Here is an 18,274-nt window from a genome sequence, read left to right as displayed (position 1 = left end):
GCGGCGGTGGCGTACGCGCCCCGGCCCCGGCCGCAGCCGGACGCCACCCGTCGGGTCAGTGCGGACAAGCCGTCCCGCCCGGTCACGCCCGTCACGCCCGTCGACAGTCGAAGGCCGGCCGGCAGATCTCGTTTCGCAACCGCTGGTCATCCAGGACGAGTTCGCGAATCACACCGGGAGCTGTTCGCGCTGCCGGCGGCACTCCGAGCCTGCCGGCGCCCTCACCCTTCCCTCCAGGGGCCGCCGCACGCGCGGCCTTGATCGCGTAGGCCGCAGCGCCGAGCTCATGTGCGGCGTGCGGCGACATGCGCCACCACCGCCGCCTGGCCGGCAGCGTATGCGAGCACGCCGAGCGGCTCCGCTCAACTCCTTTGGCGCAGCCATGACATGGCCATCCGCCTCGCGGGGCCGCGAGTCCGAGGGTCCGAGGGTCCGAGGGCTGCTCCGACTCGAAGCAGTGCAGAACGTGCTCCGCTCACGCGGCGGCCCACAGAGCCAGGAGCCGATGGTTGGGGGTCCGTGAGCGCCCCGGCGCCGTGCCCGCGGGGCCTCCCCGTCCGATCGCGTCGGCCGACGAACGGGGCGGCAGCTCCCCCGCGTCGCCGCGCGCCGGCCGGGGCGAACCCGTCCGGCGCGGCCACGGCGCTCCGGGCCGTCGGCCGAGCTCACCCCCGTGAAGCTCAGCCCCGACCCCGGCCGGTGCCGCCCCCGCCGCCACGTCACCACGTCACCACGTCGACACTTCAGTGGCGACGAAGCATTGGTAACGTACACCAGAGTGACTGTCCGGCGTCAACCAAAGTGTTGCCGGGGCCGGCCCGATGGGCTTCGAGAAACACTGTGGTGGGCAAAGGCTCGGCATCACGCCAAGGAGGTCTGTACGTGGAGGATGACCAGTCGCCCACCTTCGCCCAACTCCTGGACCATCTCTTCCGCGAGGTGCACCCCCCTTCCCGGGGGCCCTACACCTACGCGGAGGTCGCCGAGGGAATCCGCAAGGCCGCGACCGGAGAGGGACGCGGGGTGACGGCGAGCGCCATCCAGCAGCTGCGCACCGGCGCCAAGCGGAACCCGACGCGACACACCATCAAGGCCCTGGCCGACTTCTTCGGCGTCCCGGCGGGCTACTTCGTCGACAGCGCGGCGGCCGAACGCACCCGGGCGGAGATCGACCTCCTCGCCGCCATGCGCGATCGGGACGTCCGCAAGGTGGCCCTGCGCGCCAACGGCCTGAGCGTCGACAGCCTGAAGATGCTGTCCACGGTGATCGAACAGGCCCGGAAGCTCGAAGGGCTCACCACCGACGACCCCGCGCAGGGCCTCGACCTGGACGACTGAACCGCGCGCCGGGCGGCGATCCCACGGTCCCCGCCCCGACGCGACACAACACGACACCCCCCTGTGGCCGCTCATCGACAGGGGGGCATCAGGCGTTTCCCGGCACAAGCCCGGCATCGCCCGCCGCACGGCCCGGCCGCGACGGCACCCCGCCCTCGAATCGGCGTCGCGGACATGCCAGCATTGGGGCGCGCGCGTACCGGGCTTCCAGGGAGAGATCCGCCCCGGCCGACCACCCCGCCCGGCGTCACCAGAGTGAGAACATGGACCTTGAGCAGCTTCGCGCCACATGTGAGGCGCGCGTCGAGGCACTTCAACTCCCGCACCGCTTCAGCACCCGCGACCTCCGCGACGCCGTGGCCGAACAGCGCGGACGCCCCATCATCCTGCGCCCCCTGAGCACCCTGGGCGCCATGGACGCCCCGTGCGGCATCCGCCTGGAGACCGCGGACGCCGACCTGTTGTTCTACGAGGAGGCCACGTCCCCCCTCCACCAGAACCACATCCTCGCCCACGAGATCAGCCACATCATCTGCGACCACCCGGGCAGCCTGGAACTGGACCAGGACACCCTGCGCGCGATCGGGTTCAACCCCACCCTCGTCCAGCGCATGTCCGGCCGGACCAGCTACACCAGCGAGGACGAGCGTGAGGCCGAGGTGATGGCCAGCGTGATCCGACAACTCATGTACCGGGGACGCGAAAGCCCGTCGAGCCGGCCCGCCAGCGGCGCCGAGAGCTGGGACGCGCTGTTCGCCGAGCCACACAGGAAGAAACGCCACCGGAAATGATCAACATCCTCTTCACGGGCACGGCCGCCGTGCTGCTGTGCTTCGCCGCCTACTGGGTACGCGGACGCGGCGGACACCGCCCCACGGGCGCCTGGGCGATGGCGGCGCTCCTGACCTCGTTCGCCCTCGCCTTCGCCTCCTACGCCCCCGCTGTGGAGCGCGCGGTCGAATCGGTGGTCCCGCACGTCGCCCGGCTCCTCAGCAACACCTTCACCCTGACGGCGGCCACCTCGGTCCTCGCCTTCCTCTTCCAGCTCAATCTGGACCGCGAACGGGCCCGCCGGCAGATCCGGCTGCGCGTCCTCGCGCTCGCGATCTGCGTCGCCGGCATGACCGTCTTCTTCACGGCCGAACAACTCACCGGACGAAACCCGGTGTTGTACGCCTGCTACGTGCTCATCTACATCTCCTACCTGGGGTACACGGCCAAGGACTTCCTGCTGCAGACCTGGGCCCAGTCCAAGCGCTCGACCCGCCGCAGTCAGCGGTGGGGCCTGCGCACGACCTCGATCGGCTGTGGCTTCGCCCTCGTCTACGCCGCGTACAAGCTCTTCGCCCTGGTCTCCATCGGCCTCGGCCTGGGGCTCGTACCCGACCACGCCCGGTGCTCAAGCCCGCTGACCCCCTTCCGCTGCACGTTCAGCGTGACCGCGCCCGCCGTCGCCGTTCTCCTCATCACCGTCGGACTCACCCTCCCCGCCCTGCTGTGGCCGCTCAGCCAACTGCGCCGCCGTCGCTGGGAACGGAACTCGTTCACCGCGCTGGAACCCCTGTGGCGGGAAGTCACCTCGGCCGTCCCCGAAGTCGTGCTCGACCCGGGCCCCACCGAGGCCGACACCCATGACCTCGACTTCCACCTCCACCGCCGGGTCATCGAGATCAACGACTGCGTACTGGCCCTGCGCCCGTACCGTCGGGCGTCGGTACGGGACGCCGCGGCCGCCGAGGTGGCCCGCTTGGGCACGGCCGACACCCCCGAGGGCGACGCCGAGGTGGAGGCGGCGGTCATCGCCGCGGCCGTCGACGCGAAGCGCGCCGGACTCCCCCTCGACGGCGACGAGGCCCCGCCCGCCGCCGGCACCCGCTCCCGCAAGGGCGACCTCCCGGCGGAGACCGCGTGGCTGCTGCTCGTGGCGGACGCCTACGCGCGGCACCCGGCACCCGAGAACGCGGGCGTGGCCTCGTGACCGCCCCGCGGCAGGACCCCCTGCGCGACCCGCGCTTCTTCGCCGACCCCTACCCCACGTACGACCGGCTGCGCGAAGGCTGCCCGGTCCGACGCATCCCCACCGGCTCCGGCGGACACCACGCGTACCTGATCACCGGTCACCCCGAGGCCCGCGAGGCGTTCACCGACCCCCGCCTGTCCAAGGACACGGCCCGCTTCTTCGCCGACCGGCCCTCGGACCGCGACCTGCACCCGGCGATCTCCCGCAACATGCTGGCGAGCGACCCGCCCGCGCACACCCGCCACCGGCGGGTGGCGACCCGGCTGTTCACGACCGGCCGCGTCCGGGAGCTGCGCCCGTTCATCACCCGGGTCGTGGACGACCTCACGGCCGCGTGGCGACTTGGCACGGACATCGACCTGGTGGCGGACCTGGCGGTCCCCCTGCCGGTCACCGTCGTCTGCGAGCTGCTGGGCGTCCCCGAAGCCGACCGCGCCACCCTCGCCGCCCGATCCCACGACCTCTTCGACGCGACCGACACCGCCCTCGTCGACGCCGCGTCACACCACATCGGCGACTACCTCGCCCACCTGCTCGACACGGCCCGCGCCACACCCGGCGACGGTCCGCTCCGCTCCCTCCTGCGGGACTGCGACGAGGGCGGCCTCGACCGGGACGAGACGGTCTCCCTGGCCGCCCTCCTCCTGGTCGCCGGGCACGAGACCACCACCCACTTCATCGGCAACGCCGTCCTGGCCCTGCTCCGGCACCCGGAGGCGCTCGACCGCCTGCGCCGGGACCCGGACCTGATCCCCGGCGCCCTCGACGAACTGCTCCGCTTCGACTCCCCGGTGAGCGTGGCCACCTTCCGCCACAGCACGGAGGACCTGCGCATCGGCGGCATGGACATCCCGGCGGGCTTCCCGGTGCTCATCGCCCCCGGTGCCGCGAACCGCGACCCGGCGGCGTTCCCCGACCCGAATCACCTGGACCTCGACCGCGACTCCACCGCCCACCTCTCCTTCGGCCACGGCATCCACCGCTGCCCGGGCGCTCCCCTGGCCCGCGCCGAGGCGGAGATCGCCCTCCGCACCCTGCTGACCCGCTTCCCGAACACCCGCCTGGCCACCCCCACGGAGTCCCCGACCTGGCGCCAAACCCGCCTCACCCGCGGCCTGACCACCCTCCCCCTGACCCTGGCCTGACCCACCCCAACCACAAGGCTGACGCACCAGGACAACAAAGGCCCGCCGCGGACTCCCGGTTCAGGGAATCCGCGGCGGGCGTGGATGCGGGACCCGCTCTCCTGATCACGCTGGAGAGCGGGGCGCGGCCGTACGCATCACAGCGTTGCGGCTATTCCGCCAGAGCCCGTACGGCGGAGCGGCCGGTGAAGTCCTCGGGGAGGGCGTCCATCAGGATTTCCGCGCAGTCCTGCCCGAGCCAGAAGCCGGAACGCCGCAGGCGGCCGACCTCCTTGAACCCGGCCTTCGTGTACGCCTTGTTCCCGGCGGTGTTGGGCTCCAGGACCTTGAGGTGGACCATGCGCAGGCCGCCGAGATGGAACCCGTAGTCCAGGGTCAGACGAGTCGCCTCGGCCGCGTAGCCCTTGCCCCGGTGTTCGGGGGAGATGACGATCACGAACTCGGCCGTGGAGACGAAGGTATTGACGATGAGAACGGTCGTCCCGACCGGCTCGGGGCCGTCCAGGATCTCGAACTGCTGGTAGTTCCCGTTCCCGCGCTGACCGTCCCAGCCTTTCTCGCGGACCTCCCACGCCTGCGGGAATTGGTTACCGTAGCCGAGGAGCGTGCCGGGGTCGTTCTCCCATCGGTGCTATTCGGGCAGCAGACGTGCATACGTACCGGGTCCCCGGCAACACCGTGACGCCCCTCCGCACGCCACCCCGAAGCTGCCAAGGGGACGGCCGCTGAGGTGGACTGCTCCAGGCAGTTCCGGCTCAGCGCAACGTGGAGGGAGCGGGTGCACGGCACGCCCCCGTCACCGCCCGGTAGACCAGCACATTCGGAGCGGTGAGATGCACCAATGGGATTCGCGAAGAGGCTGCACGCGGGCTGCGGCCCGATCCCCCGAACTGGTCCGACGCCCGGCACCACTGTGGCACCCGGGCGTCGGCAGCGTCGAGGTCGACCGCGCGTAGCGACGGGTCGTCGGGCGAGACCCCTTTGGCAGCCATGGCATCCGCGTACGCCCTCCGTCGTTGGCATGGACCTCACAGGCCGCATCGCGCGTGACCAGCCGAATTCCGTCCGAAGCCCGGACTGCGCTTCCGTTCCAGGCTGTAGGCGATCACCACTGACAGCCACGCCATCGACTTCGGCACGCCACATCACAGACTCCTGTTATTGACTGACTACGTTCTGTGGATAGAAGTCAGGCTTGAGGAGGGACGGGCGGTACTGTCCTTGCGTGGCAACTATCTCGCTGTTCAGCATCGACGACCTCTCCTTTCCCAAGTCTCTGCAGGAGGCTGTGGAGCATGGCGAGGTATTCACGCGTGCCTGGGTTGTCGAGCTCATCCTGGATCTCCTCGGCTACACCGCAGACAAAGACCTCCGCAATCTGAAGCTCGTAGAGCCAGCCTGTGGCGGCGGAGCATTCCTGGCCGTCATCGCCTCCCGAATCAGCGCGTCATGCCGCGCGCGCCAGCGTCCCATCACAGAAGCGATCGACGCCGTCCGCGCCTTCGACTTGCTGGACCGCAACGTCGAACAGAGCCGGACGCTGATCGCGGAAGCGCTTCAAGGAGAGGGCTGGGATCCGAGGCACGCAAGGAAAGTCGCCACAGCGTGGGTGAAACAAGGCGACTACCTACTGCAATCGGACGCCGAGCATCGCGCCGATTACGTCGTCGGCAACCCTCCGTATATCCGGCTCGAAGACGTTCCCGACGACCGGATGGCCGCTTACCGCCAGGCTTGCCCCACGATGGGAGGCCGAGCCGACATCTACATCGGCTTCTACGAGGTGGCCTTGCGCAGCCTCAACCGCGGCGGCCAGCTGGGATTCATCTGCGCCGACCGATGGATGCGCAACCAGTACGGCCGACGGCTCAGGCAGCTGGTGACCAAGAATTTCAGCATGGACCTCGCCCTCGTGATGCACGATGTCGACGCCTTCGAAGATCAGGTTTCGGCCTATCCCGCGATCACCCTCATCTCGAACAAGCCCCAGGGCGCAGCGGTCGCCGCGGACACGAGCCGCTCCTTCGGCGCTGAACAGGCTCGGGAGTTCGCCGGCTGGTACCTGGGGAACGAGCAGTCGACGGTGACCACAACCTCCCACCAAGCTGCTCGCATGCCTCATTGGTTCCCGGAGGAGGATTCGTGGCCGGCCGCTTCGCCGGCGCGGCTCGCGGTTCTTGAGGACCTGACCGAGCGCTTCCGGCTCCTGGAAGACGCCGAGACCGGAACGAAGGTCGGAATCGGCATCGCCACCGGCGCAGACAAGATCTTCCTCACCAAGGACAAGGACCTGGTGGAGGAGGAGCGTTTGCTCCCCATGGCCATGGTTCGTGATACCACCAGCGGCACGATCGACTGGGACGGCACGTACCTGGTCAACCCCTGGACGGCCAGCGGCGACCTGGTCGACCTCGACGTGTACCCGCGTCTCGCCTTCTACTTCCAGAAGCACCGCGAGGCCCTGCGTAAGCGCTACGTCGCGGTCAAGCAGCCGCAGCGCTGGTACAAGACCATCGACAAGGTCGACCACCACCTCACCCGTCGTCAGAAGCTGCTGTTTCCGGACATGAAGCTGAGGATCCATCCGGTCCTCGACGAAGGCGGCCTGTATCCTCACCACAACCTGTACTTCATCGTCTCGGACGTCTGGGACATGCGCGTACTCGGTGGCCTATTGCTGTCCAAGGTCGCGGAGGCATTCGTGGAGGCGTACGCGGTCAAGATGCGTGGGGGCACCCTCCGCTTCCAGGCGCAGTACCTCCGGAAGATCCGCGTCCCTGCCCCGGAGGCAATCAGCGAGAGCGACCAGTTTGCTCTTGCAGAAGCCTTCGACAAGCGGGATGTGGAGGCTGCCACCGAGGCTGCTTTGCGTGTCTACGGACTCGCCGAGCTGCCTGACTAGGAGGAACGGATCTTGACGGTCACCCGCCAAGACTTCGAAGACGCCATCGCGGCGTACTGGGATGCAAAGCAACTGTAGAACGACCTGTCTGCAATCAAGAACGCGGTAGGGGCCGGCACTGCGGGCTCCGTCCGAGGCGGCAAGCACTTCGATGTCATCGCGGCGCTCCTGGCGAAGTTCTTTCTGGAAGCCGGCTACCCGCAGGAGAGCATCCGGGTCACCAAGTCACAGGGCCTTGAACTGCCTGGCTACTACCGGCCGCAGAAGCAATGGGACCTCGTGGTGGTTCACGACAACGTCCTCGTGGCGGCGTTCGAACTGAAGGCACTGGGCGGACCGTCGTACGGCAACAACTACAACAACCGGGTCGAAGAGGCGTTGGGCAGCGCTGTTGATCTGCGTCGAGCGTCCCTCGCTGACCTGTACCCCAAGGAGAAGCCCTGGCTGGGCTACTTCTTCGTCATGCAGGACGGTGATGGATCACGGCGGCCGGTCAAGACTGCCAAGGGCGCCCTTCCCGCCGATGAGATCTGGCACGGAACGTCGTATCAGGACCGGTTCGGAATCTTCTGCCAGAGACTCATGAACGAACAGCTCTACGATGCCGCATGCTACGTCACGTCCTCGGCCGAAAACCCGAAGCCGATCGAACTGGTCGAGAGCCTCGACTGGCGCCATTTCTCCGCGGCAATAAACGCGCGCCTCACGTACCTGAAGGACCTCGGCATCCCCGGATAAGTGCGGCGCCTGAGGGCGTTGGCGACGCGCGGCCGTCGGGTACGGATGCCAGTCGTCCCTCAACTGGATACGCCATGGCAGGACATGGCATCGACCGAGCGGGATGGCTGGCGCCAACACCCGGCACATCTGAACGGCGAATTCGCCTTCGCTGTCGACTACCTCATCTGCCGTCGCTATCGCATCGACTGGGTCGAGCAGCCCTACACCCTGCCCAAGTGCCAGCGGTGTGGGTTGGCCACCGCCAGCCTCACCGCTGTTCGCGCCGACCATCCGGCCCTGGCATGGCACACGCTCGGTGGGCACCCGGGCGGGTCACAGGCCTTCTGGAGGGCTGCTGACACCGCGGTTTCAGGCGGATACCGGCAGCGTCGGCTTTGCCAACACTGCAACGCAGGCGGGTGCTTCGAGACGCAAGCAAGCGCGGCAGGATGCCCGGGTCCAGCCGGCGTCCGTCGGAGATCTACCAGTGCATTGGGACGGTCTTGGCAAGTCGCTGAGCGACAATGGGGCAGCTGGACTCACGTCCGTGACCTTCGGCGAGATGCTGTCGAGACGTAGTGACATTGATGCAGTCCTGACTGGCCTTACCTCAACGCCCGCAGGTCTGTTTGCGGCCGAGGCGGCGGTTGTTCGCAGGCGGCGAGCGCTGCTGGGAGAATTGCGTGAACTCGCCCTCGCCGAAACCGCCAACGAGACGGTCATGCACAAGGCCATGTCCGGCCATCACTGGATCTTTGGCGGCCAGCACACAGGAGTCGCCTCAAGGCGAGTGCCGTCAATGAGGCTGTCGGGCAGTGCATGAATTACCTTCGCACTCTTGACGAAATGGGTGCCGCTCTCAGCGCTCTCCACCGCAATGATTTGAACCTGGACTACGACTACCGACACGCTCGCGCCACAGTGGTGATTGGCTATCCTGAGCGCCCACCTCTCCCGGATCCAGGTAGTGACGTATGCCGACCTGCTGGATACGGCCGAGCGAGCTCTCGCCTTCGGAGAAGACAGCCAGTCGGGCAGCGAGGGGCCGCAGGGCGAGGAGGTTCACACTCCACGGCTGGCCGTCTGGTTGCGCCTGTCCGAACCCAGGTCCTCAGTTCACAGAGCACGTCGCTCACACCCTCCCTCGCACCCCTTCGCGAGCGGAATGTCTACGGCGCCGGGTAAGTTGGTCCCTTCCTACGGATAGGGGCGCCGGTGGCCGAGCGCGGAGGTCAGGCAGCAGCAGATGGATTCCAGTATCAGTACCTCGTCACGCTGGAAGCGCTCCTCGATGCCGCGGAAGACCGCGTCTCTGGAGTCGCCGCCGCACTGATCGAACCGGCGATCACCGCAGATCAAGATTCGACGGACCCCGATGCAGTCGACTTTGAGCTCGTCGACCACGAGCGCACCAGCTTGCACGCCGTACAGGTGAAATCCGGCGGCTCAGGTGCGGAGATGTCGGCTCCCGACGCCTTCGGCATCCTCCTTCGAATGATCCGCGCACGGCCCCGGGCGCGGTCGTACCAGCTGATCACGAATATGCGACTCCATCCCAAGGCCGTGCAACTGAACCGTATCTTGGGCATGGACGATCCACACGAGCTCCGCGAGCGGCTGCAACGGTTGCTGGAGCGCAGCCGCTGGCGTCAAGAACCTGCGGTGATGAGCGACGAAGACGTGAGCCGTCTACGCCGCGCACGAGTCTCGGTGGACCTCCGGGAGCGGTTTCAGCTGCGCGATCAGCTTCGGGAGCGGATGCGACGGCTTCGCAACGAGCATCGCAGCGGTCTCGGCCACGAGTCTGCTGGCCGCCTCACGAATTACCTGGCGTTCGAAATCCACCGCCGTGCTTCGGGTGAGTTCGACGGGTTGTTCTCGCTCGCAGAGTTCCGCGAGGAACTCCTGACCCCGGGGCGCCATCTTGCTTATGAGCTGGGCGAGTTCGACTGGGGCGTCATGGTCAACGCGGTGCCTGCTCCTCCGGACGTCCCCCGCCCGGAACTTGTCGGTCACATCCGTACGGCGCTGACCGGCGGCCGCGGGGAACGCGCGGTGAGCACCTGCGTGGTACTCGGCCCCTCCGGCATCGGTAAGACCAGTATCGCCGCCGCGTATGCCCACGACCTGGCAGATTCCTACGACCACATCTTCTGGGTCAACGGCGAGAGCAGCGCATCCCTGCGCGCCTCCTTCCAAAGCCTCCATGACTGGCTACTCCCCCGCAACAGCTATGACGCCGGTGCGGACAACAGCAGGCTCCGCGACCGGGTGCGCACCTTGCTCAGTGCCTCGGCGCGGCCCTGGCTCATGGTCATCGACAATGTCGTTGACCGTCGGCTCCTGCAGCCTTGGATGCCGACCAGCGGCCGTGGCCACGTCCTCATTACCTCGACCAACCAAGCAAGTTGGGCAACTCATCGGGCCAGGGTCGTGGTTCAGAGCATGACTCCCGATCAAGCCAGGACACTGATCCGGATACGCCTGAGCCCGGACGAAGACTGGGACGCTCTCAGCGAACGGACTGCCTCAGATCTGGCACAGCGCCTGAACTACTGGCCACTGGCCATAGAGCTCGCCTGCGGCCATCTCGCCGGCTGCGAGTTCGGACTCAACGAAGCAGCCCGCTATCTCGAGCAGATCCGTGATTGGGCACTGGACGACACGGCCTCCATCCCGGATGGATACCCCGAAACGCTGGTCGGAGCGATCCGGTTGGCTCTGCAGCGGCTGATGGACAAAGACGAGCTGCAGCCAGCGTCTACCGGCGCAGCCCACTCACTCTTTCCCGCGGCGTACTTCGCCTCCAGGCAGATACCGATCTGGCTGCTCTACTTCTCCACCCTGATGTCCAGCGACAACGCCATCCAGGCCGGCCTTCGCCATCCGGCGGTCTTCAGCCCGGCAGCCAAGGTCCCCTTCACCGCCCACGAGATGCATCGCGCATTGCGCACCGAGTCCCTGGCCCAGCGTGATGAACCACTGTGCACGCTGCCCCAGCAGGAATGGTCGACCGCCCACTGCGAGGGCATCGATGACACCATCAGCATCAACGAGATCGTGCAGCACGTCATCCGCACACTGGCAGAGCGCAGCAGCGACGTGCCCGAAATCCTGAGCCAGGCCGCCTTCCACGCTCAGGGCTGGCTGACGGCATTCATCGAAGCGGATGACGAGAAGCACCTCCTCGCTGTCCTGCCTCACGTACAGAGCCTTGCTGACCATGCGAGCCGGCTGGGCATCGCCACCGACACGCTGGCCGTCATGTGGGGCAACCTGGCCGGAGCGTACGTCCTGCGAGGGAAGCTAGACGATGCCCGCGAGGCATTTGAGAACGAACTGGCATACCTGCTTACCCGCAGAGAGCCCGCGCCCTTGCTGGAACTCAAGACCCGCACCCAGCTCGCCGACGTACTGCGCAACACGGGAGAAACGTCAGCAGTGTGGCTGCACCATCTCCACCGCGCCCGAGACCTTGCCTTCCAACTGGCCGACTCCCGCCCCGAGGACGTATCTCTGGCCGTTGCGAACTGCCTGACGATCCTCGCAAGTCACACCGGCCGTGGGGCTGCGCAACCAGAGGTGCAGACCCTCGCAGACGATCTAGAGTCGCTGCGCCAACGGATGCCGGGCACTCCCCACTCGCAGGCTCAACGCGAGATCGGCCAGATCACCTTGGCGTTGAGCACCGGTCGCATGTCGGACGAGGAAGTAGAGCAGCGCTGCCGATCACTCCTCGAGGAGGACAGCCTTCCCCGCCCGCAGCGCCTCCAAGTGACCGGGCTGCTCACGGAGGCCCTGGCGTTTCAGCATCGTTGGAGCGATGCCCTGGAACACCTGCAGGCCCTCTGCGAGTACATGGTCGAGTGGCCGCTGCACCCACAGTTGATGGCCAGGACCCTACACAATGTCGGTCTGCGTGTGGGGCTGGCCGTCGCCTCCGGTGTGCCCGAGTGCCGCACTGCGTTCACTGTCCTGATCGGCGAAACCGACCCATCGCCCGCCCCTGAGTGCCGGCCACTCCTGTCCACTCTCCTCAGCATGGTGTCGCACATGCCTGCCGGACACCTCAGCCTGGAAGCCGAGGTGACATGCATGCCATACAAGATGCAGACGCTCCGCCTCCTCGATGCCGTATGCGATCAGGATCACGAGAGGCTTCGCACGACCCACGGGGAACTGGCTGATCACGACTCGACGGCCCTCGCCCGGGACGACGAATTCGGTTGGCGGCTGCTCTCCGATGCCGTCATAGCGTCGGCTGTCAGCATGATGCTGCGCGGCGCTTGAGCTCTGCTCACCGCCCCGGAGTGCGGCATGTCGATTGCTGACGCGGACCTGCACTGCCCCTGCCGGATGAGCGTCACGAGCGCCATCTCAGCGTCAAGACATCGCCCGTAACGCCCACATGCACACCGCCCTGACCTGCAGGTCAGGCGCCCTTTGCGATCGGCTCCAGGATTGCCACGCACTCGACATGGTGGGTCATCGGGAAGAGGTCGAAGACGCGGAGGGTGCGGACCTTGTAGCCGTTTTCCTTGAAGTAGCCCAGGTCGCGTGCCAGGGCCGCCGGGTCGCAGGCCACGTACGCGATGCGGCGGGCCGAGAGGCCCGTGATGTGGCGGACCGTCTGCTTGCCGGCGCCCGCGCGCGGGGGGTCCAGGACGACCAGGTCGCATTCCGTGATCCCGGTCTTCGGGAGGATCTGCTCGACCTTGCCCTGCTCGATGCGGACCCGCGGGAAGTCCGCCAGGTTGTGGCGGGCGTCCTCCACCGCGCGCTTCGTCGACTCGATGCCGAGGACGGCCCCGGTCTCGCCGAGGCGTTCCGCGAGGGCTCCCGCGAAGATGCCGACGCCGCAGTAGAGGTCGAGAGCCATCTCGCCCTTGCGCGGCATCAGGCCCTGCATGACGGCCTTGATCAGGGTGTCCGCGGCCTGGGGGTGGACCTGCCAGAAGCCGCCCATGCCCACGCGGTACGTACGGCCGTCCGCGCGCTCCCGTACGAAGGGGCGGCCGTGGACGCGGTGGACGCCGCCGTCCTTCTCCTCCACGCGCAGGACGGAGACCGGCTTGTCCAGCTCGACGAGGGGAAGGCGGCCGCCGGGGCGGGGGGTCAGGACGACCTGGCGGTCCTGCGAGCCGGTCGCCGCGATCGCCTCGACCGTGGCCATCTGCGGCCAGTCCTGCTTCTCGATGCCCAGTTCGCTGACGCCCGGCGCCGCGATCATGCAGTGGTCGATCGCCTCGATCTCGTGCGAGCGGTGGCGGCGCAGGCCGACGGTGCCGTCCTCGTCGATCGCGAACTGCACGCGGGTGCGCCACTGCGGCACCTGCCCGGCCGGCAGCTTGTCGCCCTCGGCCGGCATCACGGTGCCGTCCCAGCCGGCTTCCTCCGGGGTGAGTCCCGCGAGCCGCTTCAGCTGCTCGGCGACGACCTCGCCCTTGAGGCGGCGCTGGGCGCCGGGCTTGGCGTGCTGCCAGTCGCAGCCGCCGCACTTGCCGGGGCCGGCGTACGGGCAGGGGGCCTCCACGCGGTCCTTGGAGGCGTCGAGCACGGTGATCGCGTCGGCGCGCAGGTAGCGGGAGTCCGCGTCGCCCTCGGTGACCTTGGCGACGACCTTCTCACCGGGCAGGGTGTGACGGACGAACAGCACGCGGCCGTCCTGGGTCCGGGCGATGCAGTGCCCGCCGTGCGCCACGGGGCCGACCTCGACCTCGTACTCCTCCCCGACCAGTGACTGCTTCTCGTTCTGCTCGACGCTCGTCATGGTGGGGAGACTCCAAAAACTGAAACAACGGAAAACGGCCGGACGACCGACCCACCAGTTTACGTGGATCTCGTCCGGCCGTTCACCAACCTGCTCAGCCCTTCGCGGTGGGCTCCTTCGGCGGCCTCGGCGGCCGCGGCGTGTCCACCGGGCCGCGGCGCACCGCACCCGGGGCGTTCCAGTCCTGGCGCTTCTTCGCCCGCCGCTTGGCGAGCTCCGAGGACTCCAGCTGGTAGGGCACCGAGGTGACCATCACACCGGGGGTGAAGAGCAGCCGGCCCTTGAGGCGCAGCGCGCTCTGGTTGTGCAGCAGGTGTTCGTACCAGCGGCCGACGACGTACTCGGGGATGTAGACGCTGACCGCGTCGCGCGGGTTCTCGCTGCGCAGGCCCTTGACGTACTCGACCACCGGGCGGGTGATCTCCCGGTACGGCGAGTCGAGGATCTTGAGCGGGACGTTGATCCCGCGCCGGTCCCATTCCTCGCGCAGGGCCTTGGTCTCGGCCGGATCGACGCTGATGCTGAGCGCTTCCAGGGTGTCCGAGCGGGTCAGCTTGGCGAACGCCAGGGCGCGCAGCGTGGGCTTGTGGACCTTGGAGACCAGGACGATCGAGTGGACCCGGGAGGGCCGCACGCTGTCGTCGCTGGGGCCCTCGGCGGCGGCGATCTCCGCGGAGACGCGGTCGTAGTGCTTCCGGATCGCGCTCATCGTGCCGTAGAAGATCAGCATGCCGAGCAGGGCCACCCACGCACCGTGAGTGAACTTGGTGGCGAGGACGATGACCAGCACCATGCCGGTGAAGAAGGCGCCGAAGGCGTTGATCGCCCGGGAGCGGTGCATCCGACGGCGGGCGGCGGCGTCGCGCTCCGTCTTCAGGTGGCGGTTCCAGTGCCGGACCATGCCGATCTGGCTCAGCGTGAAGGAGACGAACACGCCGACGATGTAGAGCTGGATCAGCTTGGTCGAGTCCGCGTCGTAGATCCAGACGAGCAGGATGGCCGCGCCGGCGAGGAGCACGATGCCGTTGGAGAAGGCGAGCCGGTCGCCCCGGGTGTGCAGCTGGCGCGGCAGGTAGCGGTCCTGCGCGAGGATCGAACCGAGCAGCGGGAAGCCGTTGTACGCGGTGTTCGCCGCCAGGAAGAGCACCAGGGCGGTGGCCGCGGCCAGCAGGATGAAGAGGAAGCTGCCATCACCGAAGACGGCTTCGGCCACCTGCGAGATCACCGGGTTCTGGATGTACTCGGGGCCGACCGGGACGCCGTTCGCCAGCAGATCCTCGGCGGGGTTCTCGGCCATCCTCACGTCGCTGGCCATGGCCAGGCCGATGATCCCGCAGAACATGGTGACCGCCAGGCCGCCCATGTAGGCGAGGGTGGACGCGGCGTTCTTGCTCTTCGGCTTGCGGAAGGCGGGTACGCCGTTGCTGATGGCCTCGACGCCGGTCAGGGCCGCACAGCCGGATGAGAAGGCCCTCAGCAGCAGGAAGACCATCGCGAAGCCGGCCAGCCCCTGTTGCTCGGGTTTGATCTCAAGGTCGGCGGTCGGCGCCGTCAGGGTCTCGCCGAGGACGATGCCCTTCCAGGCACCCCAGCCGATCATGACGAATACGGCGGCGACGAAAACATAGGTCGGGATCGCGAAGAGCTTGCCGGATTCCTTCACACCGCGCAGGTTCATCAGCGTGAGCAGAAGGATCATGACGGTCGCCGAGAGCACCTTGTGCTCGATGACGAAATGCACCGCGGAGCCGAGATTCTCGACCCCGGAGGAGATCGACACGGCGACGGTCAGGACGTAGTCGACGAGCAGGGCGCTCGCCACGGTGAGGCCGGCCCTGGGTCCGAGGTTCGTGTTGGCGACCTCGTAGTCACCGCCACCGCTCGGGTAGGCGTGGACGTTCTGGCGGTAGGACGCCACGACGGTGAACATCAGCACGACGACCGCGAGCGCGATCCAGGGGCTGTACTGGTACGCCGACACGCCCGCGATCGACAGGACCAGCAGTACCTCGCCAGGGGCATATGCCACGGAGGACAGCGGGTCGGAGGCGAAGACGGGAAGGGCGATCCGCTTGGGAAGGAGTGTTTCTCCGAGGCGGTCGCTGCGTAGCGCCCGGCCGATCAGGATCCGTTTGGGCACGTCGGTCAGTTTGGACACGCAGAGGATCGTAAGCGTTCGAAATCAGACTGACGAACCCCCACCCCCTCATACCGCAATCCCGCCGCAATTCCTCCCCACCCGCAGCACGACTGCGACGCAAGAGGCCCCATCGGTGACCGCCCGTGTGTAGCTTGGGCCATGGTCTGAGACCCTGTTAAACCAGAGCATGCAATGAGGCTGGGAACCAGCGAGTCGCTGACAGCCGGAAGGACGGCCGTGCACATCGTCATCATGGGTTGCGGAAGGGTGGGCTCCGCCCTCGCGCAAACCCTGGAACAGCAGGGGCATACGGTCGCCGTCGTCGACCAGGACCCCACCGCATTCCGCCGGCTCGGCGCCGGATTCGGCGGCCGCCGCGTCACCGGGGTCGGCTTCGACCAGGACACCCTGAGGGAGGCGGGAATCGAGGACGCGGGCGCCTTCGCCGCCGTCAGCAGTGGTGACAATTCCAACATCATCGCTGCCCGCGTGGCACGCGAGATGTTCGGCGTGGAGAACGTCGCGGCCCGCATCTACGACCCCAAGCGCGCCGAGGTCTACCAGCGCCTGGGCATCCCCACCGTCGCCACCGTGCGGTGGACCGCCGACCAGATGCTGCGCCGGCTGCTGCCCTCGGGCGCCGAGCCGCTGTGGCGCGACCCGAGCGGCGGGGTGCAGCTCGCCGAGGTGCACACCTCCGCCGCCTGGATCGGCCACAAGGTCAGCAAGCTCCAGGACGAGACGGGCGTGCGCGTGGCGTTCCTCACCCGCCTGGGCGAGGCGATGCTGCCCACGTCCGCGACGGTCCTGCAGGAGGGCGACCTCGTCCACGTGATGATGCGCACGGACGAGATCGACAAGGTCGAGGCGGCGTTCGCCGAGGGGCCTGAGGAGGCACACGCATGAGGGTCGCGATCGCCGGTGCAGGCGCGGTGGGCCGCTCCATCGCGGGCGAACTGCTGGAGAACGGCCACGAGGTGCTCCTGGTCGACAAGGCCCCGACCGCCATCTCGGTCGAGCGGGTGCCGCAGGCCGAGTGGCTGCTGGCCGACGCCTGCGAGATCACCTCGCTGGACGAGGCGGCGCTGCAGCGTTGCAACGTGGTCATCGCGGCCACCGGTGACGACAAGGTCAACCTCGTCGTCTCGCTGCTCGCCAAGACCGAGTACGGGGTGCCGCGCGTGGTGGCCCGCGTCAACAACCCGAAGAACGAGTGGCTCTTCAACGAGTCCTGGGGCGTCGACGTCGCCGTCTCCACGCCGCGCCTGATGTCGGCCCTGGTCGAGGAGGCCGTGAGCGTCGGCGACCTGGTACGGCTGCTGCGCTTCAGCCACGGCGACGCCAACCTCGTCGAGCTGACCCTGCCGGCCGACTCCTCGGTCGCGGGCACCCAGATCGGCGACATCACCTGGCCCGAGGACACCTCGCTGGTCACGATCATCCGGGGCAACCGGGTCCTCACCCCGCACGGGGAGGAGACCCTGGAGCCGGGCGACGAACTGCTCTTCGTGGCCGCCCAGGCCCGCGAGGAACAGCTGGAGGACCTCCTCCAGGCCCGCCGCTAGCCCTGCGGGCCTGCTCGACGACGAAGGGGGCGCGCCCAGCAGGGCGCGCCCCCTTCGGGCTTCCCGCCCGGGCCGTCGGCCCTACGGGGCCCACCCCGCGCAGTGGCCAGCCGCGCCGGCGCCGGGACGCGCTCCTGCGGCCGTCCGCTCCCCGGGGCTCGGCCCCCCGCAGGAGCCTGCCCTGCGGGAGCGGGCCTTCCCCCACGTGCCCTCCGCCCCGAGCCGCCGCGGTCGGTACCCGCACGGGTACGGACCGGCACCCCGCGCCCACGGCCCGTCGGAGCCGGAGGGCCGGGCCCGGCGGCAGGGGCCCGCCCCGGGCCGTCGACCCCTGCGGGCACACCCCCGCGCAGTGGCCTGGCCCGCAGGCACCGGGACGCGCTCCTGCGGCCGTCCGCTCCCCGGGGCTCGGCCCCGCACAGGAGCCTGCCCCGCGGGAGCGGGCCTTCACCGACGTGGCCGTTGCACCCCGGGCCGCCCGTACGGCCCGGCGCCCCGCGCCCACGGCCCGTCGGAGCCGGAGGGCCGGGCCCGGCGGCAGGGGCCCGCCCCGGGCCGTCGACCCCTGCGGGCACACCACCGCGCAGTGGCCTGGCCCGCAGGCACCGGGACGCGCTCCTGCGGCCGTCCGCTCCCCGGGGCTCGGCCCCGCACAGGAGCCTGCCCCGCGGGAG

General features: G+C 68.6%; 12 protein-coding genes and 2 pseudogenes. 10 read left to right on the top strand and 4 right to left on the bottom strand.

Annotation, left to right across the window (positions count from 1 at the left end):
* Window positions 1–91: 91 nt before the first annotated feature.
* Window positions 92–511, bottom strand: a pseudogene (locus ACFY0D_RS14520) (putative immunity protein); the annotation flags it as partial.
* A gap of 371 nt (window positions 512–882) precedes the next feature.
* Between ACFY0D_RS14520 and ACFY0D_RS14515 the strand changes: the two are divergent.
* The 4 genes from ACFY0D_RS14515 (at window position 883) to ACFY0D_RS14500 (ending at window position 4,503) form a co-directional block, all read left to right on the top strand.
* Window positions 883–1,338, top strand: a complete 456-nt coding sequence (locus tag ACFY0D_RS14515) for a helix-turn-helix domain-containing protein (RefSeq protein ID WP_390798649.1) — start codon at window positions 883–885, stop codon at window positions 1,336–1,338.
* A 263-nt stretch (window positions 1,339–1,601) separates the two neighbouring features.
* Window positions 1,602–2,129, top strand: a complete 528-nt coding sequence (locus ACFY0D_RS14510) for a regulator component (RefSeq protein ID WP_390798648.1) — start codon at window positions 1,602–1,604, stop codon at window positions 2,127–2,129.
* Window positions 2,126–3,316, top strand: coding sequence for an MAB_1171c family putative transporter (locus ACFY0D_RS14505; protein ID WP_390798647.1), 1,191 nt, complete (start codon window positions 2,126–2,128; stop codon window positions 3,314–3,316). Before ACFY0D_RS14510 ends, ACFY0D_RS14505 begins: the two co-directional genes overlap by 4 nt.
* Window positions 3,313–4,503 (top strand): cytochrome P450, encoded by a 1,191-nt coding sequence (locus tag ACFY0D_RS14500; protein ID WP_390798646.1) that lies wholly within the window; start codon window positions 3,313–3,315, stop codon window positions 4,501–4,503. The genes ACFY0D_RS14505 and ACFY0D_RS14500 overlap by 4 nt, the downstream gene beginning before the upstream one ends.
* Before the next feature lie 151 nt (window positions 4,504–4,654).
* On the opposite strand, the pseudogene ACFY0D_RS14495 reads toward ACFY0D_RS14500, so the two are convergent.
* Window positions 4,655–5,077, bottom strand: a pseudogene (locus ACFY0D_RS14495) (GNAT family N-acetyltransferase); the annotation flags it as partial.
* A 651-nt stretch (window positions 5,078–5,728) separates the two neighbouring features.
* Here ACFY0D_RS14495 and ACFY0D_RS14490 point away from each other — a divergent pair.
* The 4 genes from ACFY0D_RS14490 (at window position 5,729) to ACFY0D_RS14475 (ending at window position 12,415) form a co-directional block, all read left to right on the top strand.
* Window positions 5,729–7,405, top strand: coding sequence for an Eco57I restriction-modification methylase domain-containing protein (locus ACFY0D_RS14490; protein WP_390798645.1), 1,677 nt, complete (start codon window positions 5,729–5,731; stop codon window positions 7,403–7,405).
* Window positions 7,406–7,489: 84 nt separating this feature from the next.
* Window positions 7,490–8,143 carry a PaeR7I family type II restriction endonuclease gene (locus ACFY0D_RS14485; protein WP_390798813.1) on the top strand — a complete coding sequence of 218 codons (654 nt, stop codon included), beginning with the start codon at window positions 7,490–7,492 and terminating at the stop codon, window positions 8,141–8,143.
* A gap of 529 nt (window positions 8,144–8,672) precedes the next feature.
* Window positions 8,673–8,948, top strand: a complete 276-nt coding sequence (locus ACFY0D_RS14480; RefSeq protein WP_390798644.1) for a hypothetical protein — start codon at window positions 8,673–8,675, stop codon at window positions 8,946–8,948.
* Between the two features lie 392 nt (window positions 8,949–9,340).
* A complete protein-coding gene (locus tag ACFY0D_RS14475) occupies window positions 9,341–12,415 on the top strand; it encodes an NB-ARC domain-containing protein (RefSeq protein ID WP_390798643.1) in 3,075 nt (1,024 codons plus the stop codon).
* A gap of 142 nt (window positions 12,416–12,557) precedes the next feature.
* Here ACFY0D_RS14475 and ACFY0D_RS14470 read toward each other — a convergent pair whose 3' ends face one another.
* Together ACFY0D_RS14470 and ACFY0D_RS14465 are read right to left on the bottom strand one after the other, a co-directional pair.
* Window positions 12,558–13,895 carry a class I SAM-dependent RNA methyltransferase gene (locus tag ACFY0D_RS14470; protein WP_390798642.1) on the bottom strand — a complete coding sequence of 446 codons (1,338 nt, stop codon included), beginning with the start codon at window positions 13,893–13,895 and terminating at the stop codon, window positions 12,558–12,560.
* Between the two features lie 94 nt (window positions 13,896–13,989).
* On the bottom strand, window positions 13,990–16,053 hold the full coding sequence (locus tag ACFY0D_RS14465; protein WP_390798641.1) for an APC family permease: 2,064 nt from the start codon (window positions 16,051–16,053) through the stop codon (window positions 13,990–13,992).
* A 219-nt stretch (window positions 16,054–16,272) separates the two neighbouring features.
* Here ACFY0D_RS14465 and ACFY0D_RS14460 point away from each other — a divergent pair, with 219 nt between their 5' ends.
* Both ACFY0D_RS14460 and ACFY0D_RS14455 read left to right on the top strand, forming a co-directional pair.
* A complete protein-coding gene (locus tag ACFY0D_RS14460) occupies window positions 16,273–16,941 on the top strand; it encodes a TrkA family potassium uptake protein (protein ID WP_030016272.1) in 669 nt (222 codons plus the stop codon).
* Window positions 16,938–17,600: a TrkA family potassium uptake protein gene (locus tag ACFY0D_RS14455; RefSeq protein WP_189739014.1), complete on the top strand. Its 663-nt coding sequence runs from the start codon at window positions 16,938–16,940 to the stop codon at window positions 17,598–17,600. Before ACFY0D_RS14460 ends, ACFY0D_RS14455 begins: the two co-directional genes overlap by 4 nt.
* Window positions 17,601–18,274: the final 674 nt, after the last annotated feature.

It is taken from the genome of Streptomyces sp. NPDC001502, from assembly GCF_042894785.1.
GTDB classification, from domain to species: Bacteria; Actinomycetota; Actinomycetes; order Streptomycetales; family Streptomycetaceae; genus Streptomyces; species Streptomyces kutzneri.
The sequence above is the reverse complement of the archived record's forward strand: the minus strand, read 5'-3'. Positions and strand labels throughout refer to the sequence as shown.